The 13050-nt window shown below is 60.4% G+C and carries 16 protein-coding genes and 1 pseudogene; 8 read left to right on the plus strand and 9 right to left on the minus strand.

Annotated elements, in window-relative coordinates; all coding sequences use genetic code 11:
• Positions 1-22 precede the first annotated feature (22 nt).
• The 4 genes from A9975_RS25400 to A9975_RS38610 all read right to left on the minus strand — a co-directional run bounded on the left by A9975_RS25400 (position 23) and on the right by A9975_RS38610 (position 3301).
• The gene (locus tag A9975_RS25400) at positions 23-526 is read right to left on the minus strand and encodes a hypothetical protein (protein ID WP_183035180.1); all 504 of its coding nucleotides are present in this window, start codon (positions 524-526) and stop codon (positions 23-25) included.
• A 606-nt stretch (positions 527-1132) separates the two neighbouring features.
• Entirely contained in the window at positions 1133-1591 is a 459-nt protein-coding gene (locus A9975_RS25405; protein WP_183035181.1) for a hypothetical protein, read from the minus strand.
• Entirely contained in the window at positions 1591-1941 is a 351-nt protein-coding gene (locus A9975_RS25410; RefSeq protein WP_183035182.1) for a hypothetical protein, read from the minus strand. The genes A9975_RS25405 and A9975_RS25410 overlap by 1 nt, the downstream gene beginning before the upstream one ends.
• 928 nt (positions 1942-2869) lie before the next feature.
• A complete protein-coding gene (locus tag A9975_RS38610; protein ID WP_370565480.1) occupies positions 2870-3301 on the minus strand; it encodes a DUF2628 domain-containing protein in 432 nt (143 codons plus the stop codon).
• 1413 nt (positions 3302-4714) lie between these two features.
• Between A9975_RS38610 and A9975_RS25420 the strand changes: the two genes are divergently transcribed.
• Positions 4715-5113, plus strand: coding sequence for a hypothetical protein (locus A9975_RS25420; RefSeq protein ID WP_183035184.1), 399 nt, complete (start codon positions 4715-4717; stop codon positions 5111-5113).
• A 19-nt stretch (positions 5114-5132) separates the two neighbouring features.
• Here A9975_RS25420 and A9975_RS25425 read toward each other — a convergent pair whose 3' ends face one another.
• Entirely contained in the window at positions 5133-5567 is a 435-nt protein-coding gene (locus A9975_RS25425) for a hypothetical protein (RefSeq protein ID WP_183035185.1), read from the minus strand.
• Between the two features lie 197 nt (positions 5568-5764).
• Here A9975_RS25425 and A9975_RS25430 point away from each other — a divergent pair, with 197 nt between their 5' ends.
• From A9975_RS25430 to A9975_RS38215, 6 genes are all read left to right on the plus strand, one after another.
• Positions 5765-6448, plus strand: a complete 684-nt coding sequence (locus tag A9975_RS25430) for a VWA domain-containing protein (RefSeq protein ID WP_183035186.1) — start codon at positions 5765-5767, stop codon at positions 6446-6448.
• A 3-nt stretch (positions 6449-6451) separates the two neighbouring features.
• On the plus strand, positions 6452-7213 hold the full coding sequence (locus A9975_RS25435; RefSeq protein ID WP_183035187.1) for a PP2C family serine/threonine-protein phosphatase: 762 nt from the start codon (positions 6452-6454) through the stop codon (positions 7211-7213).
• On the plus strand, positions 7210-7443 hold the full coding sequence (locus tag A9975_RS25440) for a hypothetical protein (RefSeq protein WP_183035188.1): 234 nt from the start codon (positions 7210-7212) through the stop codon (positions 7441-7443). The genes A9975_RS25435 and A9975_RS25440 overlap by 4 nt, the downstream gene beginning before the upstream one ends.
• On the plus strand, positions 7444-7734 hold the full coding sequence (locus A9975_RS25445; RefSeq protein ID WP_183035189.1) for a hypothetical protein: 291 nt from the start codon (positions 7444-7446) through the stop codon (positions 7732-7734).
• Between the two features lie 148 nt (positions 7735-7882).
• Positions 7883-8428 carry a hypothetical protein gene (locus tag A9975_RS25450; protein ID WP_183035190.1) on the plus strand — a complete coding sequence of 182 codons (546 nt, stop codon included), beginning with the start codon at positions 7883-7885 and terminating at the stop codon, positions 8426-8428.
• 306 nt (positions 8429-8734) lie between these two features.
• Positions 8735-8869, plus strand: coding sequence for a hypothetical protein (locus A9975_RS38215; protein WP_255503442.1), 135 nt, complete (start codon positions 8735-8737; stop codon positions 8867-8869).
• Positions 8870-9214: 345 nt separating this feature from the next.
• Here A9975_RS38215 and A9975_RS25455 read toward each other — a convergent pair whose 3' ends face one another.
• The 3 genes and pseudogenes from A9975_RS25455 to A9975_RS25465 form a co-directional block, all read right to left on the minus strand.
• Positions 9215-9961: a hypothetical protein gene (locus A9975_RS25455; protein ID WP_183035191.1), complete on the minus strand. Its 747-nt coding sequence runs from the start codon at positions 9959-9961 to the stop codon at positions 9215-9217.
• A gap of 263 nt (positions 9962-10224) precedes the next feature.
• Positions 10225-11277 (minus strand): hypothetical protein, encoded by a 1053-nt coding sequence (locus tag A9975_RS25460; RefSeq protein WP_183035192.1) that lies wholly within the window; start codon positions 11275-11277, stop codon positions 10225-10227.
• Between the two features lie 209 nt (positions 11278-11486).
• A pseudogene (locus A9975_RS25465) lies at positions 11487-11666 on the minus strand (transposase); the annotation flags it as partial.
• 55 nt (positions 11667-11721) lie between these two features.
• On the opposite strand from A9975_RS25465, the gene A9975_RS25470 reads away from it, so the two are divergent.
• A complete protein-coding gene (locus tag A9975_RS25470) occupies positions 11722-11892 on the plus strand; it encodes a hypothetical protein (RefSeq protein ID WP_183035193.1) in 171 nt (56 codons plus the stop codon).
• A 3-nt stretch (positions 11893-11895) separates the two neighbouring features.
• Here the strand turns inward: A9975_RS25470 and A9975_RS25475 are convergent, their stop codons facing one another.
• On the minus strand, positions 11896-12429 hold the full coding sequence (locus A9975_RS25475) for a hypothetical protein (RefSeq protein ID WP_183035194.1): 534 nt from the start codon (positions 12427-12429) through the stop codon (positions 11896-11898).
• Between the last annotated feature and the right edge of the window lie 621 nt (positions 12430-13050).

Here is a 13050-nt window from a genome sequence, read left to right on the forward strand (position 1 = left end):
TTCAAGATCATGGCGCGCCCCTTCACGGTTTCGCGGCCGTGGGAACCCGCTCGCGATAAAGCAACGCCTCACCGATCGTATTGGGAATAAAGGCGAGCACCTTGCCTGACACCACCAGCACGGTGCCGGTCGAATCGGCCACGGCGTTCACGGTGGCGCCGACCGAGACGCCCAGCTTCTCGAACGCGCTCTTGGCGACCTTGACCGAGGCCTTGCCCGCGGTGCTGACCGAGTCGAGGATCACCTCGACGGTATCCTTCCCGCCCTGCGCAATGCCGGACACGACAAAGGCGCTGCCCATGCCCGCCAGCAAGGAACCCTCCACCGGGCCCGCGCCACCGGTGCTGCCGGCCACACTGACGACAGGCGCGGCCAGGATCGACAGCGTGCCAACGGAGATCTGCTCCGACCCGCCCATATTTTCCGTGGACTGCGCACTGGCCGGCGCTACACAGAGCGATGCGCCAACGATAACCAGCAATGCAGAGATCGTTCGCACCGAATCCTTGCCTTTGTAGAAGTTCATTGTTTTTTTTCCTCAGAAATGTGATCGAAATGTGATCGACTGGACGGAAGAGCCGGCGCGCGCCGACGCTGAGCCGATGGTAAGGGCGATGCCAAAATGGCGTAAAGATTGAATTTCATTAGAGATTCAGTAATTCCCTATTCTGTGTCTTTAAGAGGCCAGGCGTGGCGTTCATGCCAGAATACGGTGGGTTTCAGCCGATGCTCCTTGTTCAGCGGGCCAGCCATCATGTCGCGGTTCATGCGCCTGTGAATGCCGTGCTCCCGGCCTTCCGGGAGTGGTATCCATAGGGGTGCCTAGGTCGGCGGACGGTCCATGTCACAGCCATTGGACTAAAACTCGTTCTAGCAGTCTTGCCGAACTCCAAGTAGGCCGGATTGATGTGGGCTACTCTCTTCCAAGCATCTCGCTCGGCGCCTGTCTGGGCCGGTCCTCCCGCTTTTGGCAGGATGAAGTAGATGCCGTTTTCCTTTTCCGGCAGGCTCGGGCGCGGCAGGTCAATCTTGTAACGGCCGGCCCGCCTTTGCCGAACAAGTCGTTGCATGGTCGGCGTCTCTTTCGTTGATGGACATCGAGGCCCGTTTCAGAATGATGGCGTTCTTCACGTCAGGCCACTGACGCCGACGGCAAACGCGTACGAAACGCATCGATGCATACGGGAAGATCGTCGGGGCGAAGTTCGCCAAGGTGGATGCGGATTCGCCGCACTTTCGAATCGGCGGGTTGGCCGTGCTTTCGATAGTGAACGACGACCAGCTTGTCGCTCACTTCACAGCGGGTGACTTCGCTGTAAAGCACCGTGTGCCACCCGCCAGCGAGCGCCAGCTTCGTTTCGAAATGGTCTGCGTCAAACCGAAGATACACGCTTGACCGCTTGAAGATGCCAATCACGATGAGCATGATGGGTGCCATGAAAACACCGCCTATGCGGGATCCGCCATGATTGGCCGCTAGGACAAGCGCCACCACCATAAGCACGCAGCCCAACGCGATCACAAAATTGGCCCGACGGTCGGCATGAAACGCGAGCACCGTCGAGACGGACGACGAGACGTTGTCAGTCATCACTCCCCCCGCGACGAATCTGCCGAGGATGACGCAAGAGCTGCAGCTGCTTGACGTCGGGCATCAAGATCATGGGCGTGGGTGTCGGGCTGAATCATCTTTCGCCCGCCGATAACGCCAATCAGGCCCAGTGGAACGAATGGTATCGATCCGATCATGACCAGGGCGCCGCCGAGCTTCTTCTTGCCCGTGCCAGCAAGGATGAGCCCAAGCACGGAGATGGCCAGTAGCGTTCCTAGAATGGCCGCGATGACATCCATGACGGTGCCACCTTCTTCGACATATTCACTGGAGAGAAAAAACAGCGTGAAAATAGTGTTTGCGATAACGCCGGCGATGGCCAGGCCCATGTGGAGCTCCTTTAAAAAGCTAGAAATTTCGGTGTTCGCGTTCCGACCGGCACCGCTGCGCCTCTTGCCGCGGGAGCTTTGAACAGCTTGCTCATATCGGCGTTGTGCTGCCGCCTCAGGCGCCGCTGGGCTTCGCACTCATGCTGCGCCGCCTCCTTGCTTCTCGGTGAGCGACGCCGGTGTCACCGGTTTGCCGGTATCCGGATACACGCGGCGATAACGCAGATAGACCTGCGCTTCCGCGCTTCCCTGCACCAGGTCGATGCAAGCGATCTACCATTGCGGCGGGTGAGGAACGGAGCCTTGCGAGGTTAGCGCTTGGGGATGCAACCGTCCATAGGACAAGTCTGAAATCAGCGTTGTCCTATGCTTTTTCTTTTTAGCTCGTCCTTTCCCTTAACAACAATCCGGGCCATGGCTTGGGGCGGCAAGCCTCAGAGTTCACCATGCCGATACCTCCCCGCCGCCCCGGGACCCCACATAAGCCCCTGATCCATGCGGTTGCGCTATGGACGGCGCTGCTGATCCTGCTGGCATTCACGGCGAACATCATTGGAGATTAACAGCGCGCGCATCGCCGACCCGGTGCTGGAGCAGGAAGTCACCGACTTCTCCCGGGATTGCTATGGCCCAGCCCGTGCCAAGCTGTCCGTGAATCGCCCAACGCCCAACGCCCAACGCCCAACGCCCAAGCACCCGCGTGGCGGATAGCCAATCGGCGAAGACTCCGGCGGCGAAAGAACGCGACGATGACGCGGGAAAGAAAGACCTCGGGCGCATGTGGCAGCAAGGGGCGTGTTGGGGATTCTGCAGGCCGCAAAGATGCGCTGTCCGGACTGGAGCCTCTGTTTGCAGACGGCGCATATGATCGTCACACCTCGATGGGCAATGCCGCAACACCAGACTTCGTCGTGCCGTTGGTGCGCCATCACGAAGATCTGGTGAGCTTTTCGCTATTCGCGGCCCGGCGGCGGTTTCGTCGTTTCTCCTTCCGTGCCTTCTGCGCGATCTGGAACGCGTGCAGCGCACCTTTCACTGTGTCGGCACTCACGTAGTCGCGGATTTTCTTGTAGCCCATGTGCTGAAGTTGTCTGCGTCGCAGTTCGTTGCCCGTAATCCCCAGTGCGATGGACATCATGAATGCGATGCTGGAGAACCAAAAGCGGAACCCAACATTTTGCGACTCCAGCAGGGCCCAAGTCAGGAGCAAGGCTATGCAGCCGCCTGCCACGCGCCAGTGCCTCCCGTACAGGGCCCAAAACACACCATACAGAAAGGCAGTCCAACTCCAGCCTGCCTTGACTGCCGTTAGGTGACCTCTCGGATGTCGATAGATGGAATAGATGGAATCTTCACGCATGATGAGCGGGGGACTCGCGCTGAACGATGAGGAGGGATGAGCCACCGGGCGGAGGAGCCGGCAGGTAACCCATGATGGAGTTCATCAAGGAGGGGATCGATTGCTTGCCCTGACATGGCCCCTGCAAGGTTGGGGGGCGCCGCCAAGGAGCCTCCGGCTTGACTTGGGTTAGAGATGTGCCGAAGACGCTCTTGCACAATACCAGGCGAACGGATGTTCCGGGCGACAAGGTCCGGACAGCTCGGTCATCCGCTGGGCCGGAAGCCGCCAGTTCGCCGTTCGGCGTCTTGAAGTATATGTGTCGCTCGCAGCTCGTTGCTTGGCGGCCGATATGGCGACTCGGGCTAAAACCGGTGCAACTGATAGCTGAGCGTTCCATGACCGCATCCACCTCGCTCAAATTTCCCGCATACGCGTTGACGACGTTCAAGGCGTGCCCTTCAATGATGCGGCCAGTCATCAAGCAACCCAAGAACACCAGGATCAAATGCACGTCCACGGCAGAAAGCAAGGGGGTGAATTTCGTACCGGCCACTTCAGCATCAGATAGACGGCGTACGCCACGTGCGTCAGGCAGAGGACGCTCATGCATCGCCAAAGCCAGCTTGGAGTCGGAGAGTACTGATAGGGATTCTCGGTGAGCTCTGTAAATATCACGCTAGCGATGAAGGGCAGGAGCATGACGCACAAGACGGCTATATATATGACAGCCGTTGCCACCAGGGCCAGCGATATCAGCCAGAGCCCTTTCTTGGTCGAAGATTGCCCTTCTATCGTGGCAGGTTGCAGCCGTTCTTTTTGCGGGATCGATGGTCGATTGTCCAAGCTCATCCTAGTTGGCTCCATGAATCTGAAACGCACTCAACATCACCTGCCAATACCGCGGCGCCGAGGAGGCCGGACAAGCGGGCAACGTGGAGAGCTCAAGGAGGCGGCAGAGAAGGCATGCCGCCAGTTTACTGGCGGCGTGGTCTCAATGAAATCGGACACGTCCTAAATGACGCGGGGCCGATGTACCAATTTTCGGTTTTTGACTACGGCGCTTTCCGAGGAGCTGCGGGCGGCATGTTCGAATTGCGGGCATGCGCTTCCCATGCGGTCGCCAATCTTGCCGCCGACGTTGCCCGATGCGAAGTCCAAGTTCTCTGGGCAGCACCTGCCGTGCAAGTGGCCGTAGTCGGGCGCATCGATGTTGATGCATGGGCGATGCCTGCCGGGATAAACACGGTAGGACTACAGGGGAAAGCGCCGCAGCAGGGGTGACCATCGGGGCGTGTGCAGCTCGAAGGGAGCGAGTGGCGACGGGTGCGGCGCACGGCTCACGGCTGGGCAATGCTCGCTGCTTAGGACGTGTCCGATTTCATTTGCAGCACGCTGCCAGTACACTTGCGGTACACCTCACCGAGGAGCGACATGAAGCAAAATGAAACGCGTCGGGCCCTGATGCTGGGACTCGCTGCCATTTCCATGGCCGGCGGCAGTGCCCGGGCCGGGGAGGCCGATGACCTGTACGCGGCGATGCAGGATGGCATGTGCGAGCCCGCCACGGTCTTGCAAGCGCGCAACAAGGCCGGTGCGGTCGCAACCCAGGCGGCCCCGGCCATGGCCTATCTCTATGGCACCTGCGAAAAGAGGGACATGCTAGCGTGCTTCGGTCGGCTGCGCACAGCCGCCGAACAGGGCGAGGCGGATCTGCGCGGTGCGGTTGGCCATGCGTATTCGCAGGGCTACGGCGTGCCCAAGGACGAGGCGGGGCGGTGGACGATCACGAGGCGGTCCATTGGCGATGCAAGGCGGCGGAGCCAAAATTAAATCGTAGACCTCGGTGGCATTACCGCACTTGCGGCCAGACGCAGCCTTCCTCGCCCATCGCCCCATTGTCCTGAATGAAATCAGTTCGTTTGGCTGTCTTGCGATTCTGATAGGTAAAGCCATAGATGTTCGCACCCTGGCGAATCACCACGTATTCCCCGCCGATTTTTCCGCCCGACACCTCCAGCCAGACGTCGGTGTATTCCCAGGGCCGCCCCTTGGTCATCTCGACGCCATTCGACGACTTGAGTACCAGCGGGATAGCCAGTGCGGACTTGCGATACTTGACGTAGCCACCTGTCCAGTGTGACTCCGGATCGGAGAACATCCGGAATTCGAGCTGGATACCCCTTGTCCCCGAGGACAGGCAGCGGAAGTCTTGCGCAACCGGCCGTTGGGCGAGTGCGGGGAAGGCGCTGATTACGAGCAGTACGGCGACGAGGCGGCGGTGCATGGCTTCGGTCTTTTGGTAAGAAGTATCAAACAAGTTTGATGGGAAATTGATGCGCGACCGAACCGATGCCACAGGAGCCCTCCAGGTGGGGGGGCATAGTAGGAAAAGGTGCTTGCGCATTACATGCAAGCGCACGATTCGCTCGCCGATGCGAATATTAATCTATGAATCATGCTAACAATGCATCAAATAACTCAATGACGAAATCCCTCATTCCCGATGTCGCTCTGATCGACAACACCGAACAGCGTACCCCGCTGGTCCTGGTGCTGGACTGCTCGGGCAGCATGGACGGCGAACCCATCCGGCAGCTCAATGAAGGGCTGGCACTGCTGGAGCAGGAGCTCAAGGCGGACGTCATCGCCAGCAAGCGGGTCCGTATCCTGGTGGTGCAGTACGGCGGTTACGACCATGCCGAGGTGGCCGGTGACTGGTGCGATGCAATGGATTTCAGCGCGCCGCAACTGCGAGCCGACGGTACCACGCCAACGGGGCAGGCGGTAGAACTGGCGCTGGCAGAGATCGAGCAGGAGAAGCTGCGTTTCCGCCAGGCGGGCGTGGCCTATACGCGCCCGTGGCTGTTCCTGATGTCGGATGGCGCGCCCACCGACCAGTGGGAGCAAGGCGCGGCGCAGTCCCGCCAGGCCGAGAAGGCCAGCAAGGTGGCCGTGTTCCCGATCGCGGTGGGCGAGGGCGCGAGCATCGATGTGCTCCAGCAATTCAGCAACCGCGGCGCGGGCGGCGTGAAGCAGCTCAAGGGCCTGCAGTTCCGTGAGCTGTTCCTGTGGCTCAGCGCCAGCATGCAGGTCGTGTCGCAGTCCACGCCGGGTGGGCGGGCGCAACTGCCGTCCACCGACAGCTGGTCCGCGGTCACGGTCTGAGCGATGGCCTGGAAGATCTTTGCCGCTTCGGCAACGGGTAAGTCGCACGCGGAGCGCGGCTTGCCGTGCCAGGACGCCTTCGCGCATGCCGTGGTGGGCGAGGTGCTGATCGCACTGGTTTGCGACGGCGCGGGTTCGGCGCGCTATAGCCAGGCAGGTGCCGAGTTCATTGCCAGATCGGTGGTGCATGCGCTGGCCACGCGGGTGCAGCAGGGCGAGGAGTTGCCCGAGCTGTCCGGCGAACTGTTCGAGCAGGCCGTGGCAAGCGTGATCGGGCTGGCGCGCAGCGCGCTGCAGGAGGTGTCACGTGCGGCGGGTGCCGGGCTGGCCGACTACGCTAGCACGCTGGTTGGCGTGGTGGCCACGCCGGAGCGCGGCAGCTTCTTTCATATCGGCGATGGCGTGGGCGTGGCCCAGCCGCGCGACGGCGCGGCGAAGCCGGATATTTCGCTGCCAGCCAATGGCGAGTACGCCAACGAGACCTACTTCATCACCGGGCCGCACTGGCGCGAGCGGCTCAGGGTGCTGCCGATCCGCCAGCCGCTGCAAGGCGTGGCGCTGATGTCGGATGGCGCCATGCCGTTTGCCATGAGCAAGGGCAACGCCGGACTCTACGCGCCCTTCATGGAGCCGGTCGAGCGATATCTGCGCGGGGTAGCCGACATCGATGAGGGCAACCGCGCGCTGGCGGCCACGCTGGACGATCCGCGCACGCACCACATCACCGGCGATGACAAGACCTTGTTGGTCGCGCTGCGGGCATGAGTGTTCGCAGTGGAGGCAGAGTCTGGCTGGATCGCCAGCGCGGCCTGACGCTCGCGCGCCTGATCAAGAGTGGCGGCGCCGGCAGCGTATTCCTGCTGGCCGACGCGCCGGCCCAGGTGGCCAAGCTTTACCACGCGCACATGGACCTGGCCAGCTACCAGCGCAAGATCGACGCGATGCTACGGCTGTCGCCCGAGCTGCCGGACCAGGTCGAGAACGGCAAGTGCTAAGTGCAGATCGCCTGGCCGCAGGCGCCGCTGCTCGATGCCCGTGGTCGCTTTATCGGCTTTGCCATGCCGGTGCTGGATATCCAGCAGACGGCCGAACTGGAGGAGATCCTGCTGGAGCGCCAGGCCCGTGCCGCTGGCCTGCCCACCGGGCTGGGCGCCAAGATCACGCTTTCCGCCAATCTGAGCGGTGTCATTGCAGCCCTGCACCAGCAGCATCACTATGTGGTGGACCTGAAGCCGCAGCGTTGCGGTATGGCGCTGGCCGATAAGCTTCAGCAGGCGACCCGGTAAGCGAGATCTCGCAATGGAGGAGGGGGAACCCACCTCCACTAACACCACCGTTTGAGAGAACCAAGAGTGGCGATTCTGCGCGGCGGCCTGCGTCACGGTCGAAGGTGTAGGCCTGCTGCGGGCGTTGGGCAAGCCCGGAATTGATCCCATGGAGGACATGCTAATGCTCCCTATTTTCACCCTTCGCTGCGTTGGCGCGTCAATGCTTGCATTTGCCGTATTCACATCTGTCCACGCGACTGAGATTGAAACCTACAGTTGCCGGAATGGATACTTCCCTTCGAAGAACAAGGAACTCGAACTAGCCCGCGTCCATGGCGCGGAAGGCTCCAGGATTGATCTCTTTGTCGACGAGAAAGGTTGCCCAGCCGATACTGAAGCTTGCAGGGACAAGGCATATCTTGTCCCTGGCGATGAGGTAATCGTCAACAAGCGTCAAAACGGTTGGGCATGCGTCTGGTATCAGGGACGGCGGCATGAAACCGTCCGTTGGATCAGAGCAGAGAAACTCGCTACGGTCAACGTTCCTACGCCGCTGTTGGCGGACTGGGTCGGGATGTGGCGTTTCGGCACCAACTGGATCAGGATCTCAAAGGTTCCAAATGGCGCTCTGCGTGTCACTGGTGCAGCGACCTACGGTTCGGGGCCGCGGATCAACGTGGGTGATCTAGGGCGAAATCGAGCCACGGGGTGAGCGTGCAAGCATGGGCAAGGATGAAAGGTTTTGCGTCGTTGACTTTGTGCGCGTGGGGCGGTTCCTGGTCGCAAGCGACAATGCAAACTGCGGCGGCGCAAATGTACGTTTTGACGGCGTCTACGTTCGACGCAAGTAGCTCACCTCATCGGGATTTGAGTCCCTTCTCATCTGCCTTCCAGAGCTTCTAGCAGCTGGCGATCCTGGCCGCCGGCGTCACCGACATCCGCTTCGACAGGAAAGCCGAACTGCCGCCGTGGGCGCTGACTCGATTGGGAGCCCCTTTCGGCGCTGATGGCCTTCTGCGTGGCTGCGCATGTCAACGGCGTGGGTGATACCGAGAAGCATCGCGCGCCGATCGATACGCTGGCCGGTGCGTTGGCGGTCGACATGGCCGACTACTGGACGCCGGAGCCGATGCGCCCGCGCAAGGCCCACTGACGGATGCGGTGAGGGCAGGGCGGCGGTGCCACCCTGTACGAGCAAGCACCAGCAAGGAGGCCGCATGCAGCAAACGAGAATCGTGTTCGGCGATGAGGAGGACGCCGAGGCGTATTGGCACGACAATGCGTGGAAGTAATTTGTAGTGGATGTCACGCCGGGGCAGCCGCGACGGCCAACGTTTCGAGCCACGGTCCATGTCGCCGCCCCAAGCCTGCAGGACGCCATCGCCTGTGCGAAGCGCAATTTATCACGCAGCCCCGCCGGATGCCGCTTCGCGGCTCTGCTTGCCGGGTCGCGTGTGGGCTGCGTTCCATCCTAGCCTGACAGTACCAGGAGCGCGGCTCAGCGTGCCGCTTCCTCGATCATCACGAACAGTCCATCAGACATCCCATACTCCTTGCCCACGAATCCAAGTTGCACTCCCACATCTTCCGGCAACGACCCAGCCAGCTTTGTCAGGCCGCTCTCGACAATGAAGGCAAGCCCCTGCAGGTCGACGCCCTGAACGCCGCAGATACGCAGGGTCAGGATGCGCCGCTCCTTCCATGCGGGCGGGTGCAGCATGTACTGGGAATGTGCCAGTTGCGCGACGGATATCTGCCCGCCGCCCGATGCTTCTATCGTAGCGGCGGCCAAATCCCTATAGGGGGCCGGTGCCAATCCCTCAAGCACCCAGGCCTGCGGCAGATGGATGCCTCGAACTTCCTTTGCTGGCGTATTGAGCTGCGTACTTAACGCAGCCAGCACCTGCTTGATATCGACGCCTTCACGCTGCATCCGTTCCGCTTCGATAATATGCCAAAACTGTACTGGAGCAGTTGTGTTACTCCAGATTTGCGCGACGACCGTGTTATGTGCCAAGGCGGGAACGATCTGCTCGCGTGCCAACGCCAGCAGTTCCGCGCTGTCGTGAGAGGCGCTCGAGATCAACACATAGAGATCTCCCTCCGGCACTTGGCCCCATTCCAGCGTGGGAGGTACAACGGTGTCGTCTGCGCGCGCTACTGATGCGCAGGTCATGGCAGTCAAGGCCGCCACCAGCAACACCAGACGCCGGCAATTTTGCAGGACTTCTTTACGTTTTAGCATGCGCCTATTCTAGCGCAGCATTGCGGACATCTGAGCTTAGCCTGCGACCGCCTCGGCGAGGGCGCTCGAGACGCTCCATTCGCGCACCAGCACGGGTAGGCCCGCACGATGCTGCGTGTCACGCTAAAGCCATTCTCAGATGCCGCCGCCCTGGCGGTCGCCAGCACTGCGCGCTCACGCTTGCCAGGGCTTGCGCCCCGCAGGCTAAGGCCGGCGATGCCTGGCACCGCTTTCGTGGCGTTCCGTCCGATGACGGCGCCGCATCACCGTGTGCCGACGATTCTCGTCACCGCGGCCTTCCCCCGTTTTGTCAGAAACGGAGAAAGCTCTGCATATGGCACCAGAAAGTCCTTGTCGCAGCCACTACCGTCAGGCATCACCCAGAACCGTAGGCCGGCTTTTTCCAGAGTGAGAAAATATGAGTCCTCAATGTCTTTGCTCACTTTGCAAGCTGCATCGGGCTTGTAGCCTTTGGTCAGAAAAGCCTTCAGCTTTGCTGGCAGCGAGCCGATCCCGGGCGTGTCTGTATTCGAATGTGCACCGACCCAGGTCCACGGGTCGATCTCTTCCCCGCTGCGGGCATCCCATGTACGAAAACTCTGACTGATGCCATTGGCTCCGTAACCCGCCGCCCAGCGATAGTCGCGCACCGTCACCCAGTCCACTGTCCAATAGGTGGGTTCGGCGTAAGTCTCATCCTCAGCGGCCAGCCCCCAGCGACCGAGAAATTCGCGCCGCGTGGCAAAGTAGTGCTGCATTGCAGCCTTAGTCTGCGGTAACTTCGAGCGCAGCACGCGATTGATCTTGGCGATACCGGGGCCGTCGACCAGCAACTCAAGCGTTTCTTCTCCGCCCGCACGTAGCCGCCGGAACGGCTTGCCCTCGAAGACCTCCTGTTTGCCTATTGCCACCGGCTGCACGGTTTCGAGCCGGTCGTTATAAGAGTTACTCGCGCAGGGCAACTCATCGCCCTCATCGCTGATAGGGGTGAGCGCAAGCGGCAACGAGCGACCTCTCTTCGGGTGCTTCCACTCGCCCTTCAGGCGACCATTGTCCATCGTCTGCAGCGACCACGATCCAGTCTTGACGTCCTTACCGGCCTTCGAATCGTAGCGCGACTCGAACCAGCCCGTGCCGTCCTTTTCCCGTTGAAGCTGGATCGGCTTGAGGTAATGCAGGTAGTAGTAGCTGCCCGACCCCGTGGTATCGCCGTTGAAGCAGGCAACGATGTTCTGGGTGCCCAACGTGCCTTCCCAAACGCCTTGCAGTGATTGGGCCTGGGCATCATCTGCCCCGGCTAAAAGCGGAAAAGCCATGACTAGTCCGGCGAGCGCACGCACCATCTTTCCAAATCGGTTTCGCATAGTCGTCTTAGCTGCCCGACGCCGAGAGTTTACGCATGGCGGCCTCAAATTTGAAGTGCAACACCTTGCCATCCGCTAAGGGTGGGGTGAATGACAAGAACGAAATACCAACAACTACAACCCGAAGAGCGCATGCGCATCGAGATCCGGAAGGCGGAGAACGCCAGGTCTATTCGCGCGAACGTGCGCATCTCCATGCTGTCGTACAGCGCATCTTCCTGTGCCTCGTCGGGCGGTCCACACCGCTGTTGGAGGATGTCGATGCGCAGCATCCATTCCTGCCCGATCGGCGGCCGGCCTCGCCGTTTCTTGGGGTAGTGCGGCTCGATCGCTGCCAACAGCCCAAGGCAGTAGTTGGTCAACCCAGTTGATAGGGGGGCGCGGCACGCCCAAGCCATGTTCGTAGGCTATCGCCATGTCCATCCGTGCAAACTCATCGTCCTGCACGGCGGCCTTCCCAACCATTTCACGCCTTCACGCCTTTTTGCTCAGGAGCATGTCTTCGCCGTTGAACAGCGCGCCAAGGTACCTGCGCTGGCGGCTTCCAGCCTACGTGACGAGGATTGATCCTCAGCCATTTCCCAGCAATGCATCAAGATGCGCCATCGCCTGTTGCTGATTCATTGCGCTGCGTTCATTGATGTCCATATCAAATGCCTGCAAGCACTTGCTAAGCTGTCGCAATTGGTCTTCGTCATCCTTGACGCAGAAGATATACGCATTCTCGAACGGCAACAGGTCAACCAAGCGCAGGCCTTGGGGTTGAAGGATGGAATTGATATGCTCCAAAAAAGGCAACTCGTATTGCAGGGTATAGGCGGCCTCAGCGTCAGGGAAGTCAACATCCTCGATAAGGCTAATGATGAAGTCATCGTCATAGTCTGCTAAATCGATGCCGCAGAGAGATTGGAGGGCAGGTACGTGACCAAAATACTCTTTCCACTCCTCATAGGCGAGGAGACCCTGTTGCTCAAGATGATTGGCGAACCACGCCAATACATCCGACCTATCGGTACTGGCTGGTGGCGCAGCACGCAGCGGCGATGGATCTAGCTGCGGCACGCAAAGTGCCAGAATTTCGGTTAGTTTGTTGATGTTGTCCATACTTCTGCCATCTGGATTCTGTTGGGAGTGGAGTAGCTTCGTGCCGTGAAATGGTCAAGCATACTCAATTGGTTGGGACGGTGCTGGCCACCGAGTTGATGGTCCCCATTCGCTTCGAATACCTCCTTTCCGATTGGGAAAGACCGGGACTGACGGAGTCCTCTTTGGCTTGCCAACGCGAGGATATTCGTGGCATGTTCAGCATGCCCACGACTGGCTCTATAGGGTGGTGCTGCCGATGCTTGAGTCCAACCATGGCATCCATGGCGGAGATTGTGCCGGGTCCACCGCGCGCGAACCCCGGTGCCTGCAAGGTGCGCATATCGCAGGAAAAAAGGCGGCAGAGAAGGCACGCCGCAAGTCTACCGGAGGCATGCCGGCAATGAAATCGGACAAGTCCTAAATGACGCGAATGCGGCGTACTTACTAATCGTCGGTTTTTGACGAGTAGTACATGGGAATCCTTGGCAACAGTGGCATAGCGCTTGCCATACGGTTGCCAAGGACGGACGGGACGAGACCGGAGGCCATGATCGTGCGATGACCGCCATCGCGGCCACTTTCCTCGGCACGCGCAGGAGTGCACCGCAGACAGCGAACATAGCGACGCTGATCGCGAAG

It is taken from the genome of Cupriavidus sp. UME77 (assembly GCF_014170355.1).
GTDB lineage: Bacteria > Pseudomonadota > Gammaproteobacteria > Burkholderiales > Burkholderiaceae > Cupriavidus > Cupriavidus basilensis.

What these genes read in the sequence shown, in the direction of transcription:
- A9975_RS25400 (WP_183035180.1), bottom strand. Translation starts at nt 526, where the DNA reads ATGAACTTCTACAAAGGCAAGGATTCGGTGCGAACGATCTCTGCATTG.
- A9975_RS25405 (WP_183035181.1), bottom strand. Translation starts at nt 1,591, where the DNA reads ATGACTGACAACGTCTCGTCGTCCGTCTCGACGGTGCTCGCGTTTCAT.
- A9975_RS25410 (WP_183035182.1), bottom strand. Translation starts at nt 1,941, where the DNA reads ATGGGCCTGGCCATCGCCGGCGTTATCGCAAACACTATTTTCACGCTG.
- A9975_RS38610 (WP_370565480.1), bottom strand. Translation starts at nt 3,301, where the DNA reads ATGCGTGAAGATTCCATCTATTCCATCTATCGACATCCGAGAGGTCAC.
- A9975_RS25420 (WP_183035184.1), top strand. Translation starts at nt 4,715, where the DNA reads ATGAAGCAAAATGAAACGCGTCGGGCCCTGATGCTGGGACTCGCTGCC.
- A9975_RS25425 (WP_183035185.1), bottom strand. Translation starts at nt 5,567, where the DNA reads ATGCACCGCCGCCTCGTCGCCGTACTGCTCGTAATCAGCGCCTTCCCC.
- A9975_RS25430 (WP_183035186.1), top strand. Translation starts at nt 5,765, where the DNA reads ATGACGAAATCCCTCATTCCCGATGTCGCTCTGATCGACAACACCGAA.
- A9975_RS25435 (WP_183035187.1), top strand. Translation starts at nt 6,452, where the DNA reads ATGGCCTGGAAGATCTTTGCCGCTTCGGCAACGGGTAAGTCGCACGCG.
- A9975_RS25440 (WP_183035188.1), top strand. Translation starts at nt 7,210, where the DNA reads ATGAGTGTTCGCAGTGGAGGCAGAGTCTGGCTGGATCGCCAGCGCGGC.
- A9975_RS25450 (WP_183035190.1), top strand. Translation starts at nt 7,883, where the DNA reads ATGGAGGACATGCTAATGCTCCCTATTTTCACCCTTCGCTGCGTTGGC.
- A9975_RS25455 (WP_183035191.1), bottom strand. Translation starts at nt 9,961, where the DNA reads ATGCTAAAACGTAAAGAAGTCCTGCAAAATTGCCGGCGTCTGGTGTTG.
- A9975_RS25460 (WP_183035192.1), bottom strand. Translation starts at nt 11,277, where the DNA reads ATGGCTTTTCCGCTTTTAGCCGGGGCAGATGATGCCCAGGCCCAATCA.
- A9975_RS25470 (WP_183035193.1), top strand. Translation starts at nt 11,722, where the DNA reads ATGTTCGTAGGCTATCGCCATGTCCATCCGTGCAAACTCATCGTCCTG.
- A9975_RS25475 (WP_183035194.1), bottom strand. Translation starts at nt 12,429, where the DNA reads ATGGACAACATCAACAAACTAACCGAAATTCTGGCACTTTGCGTGCCG.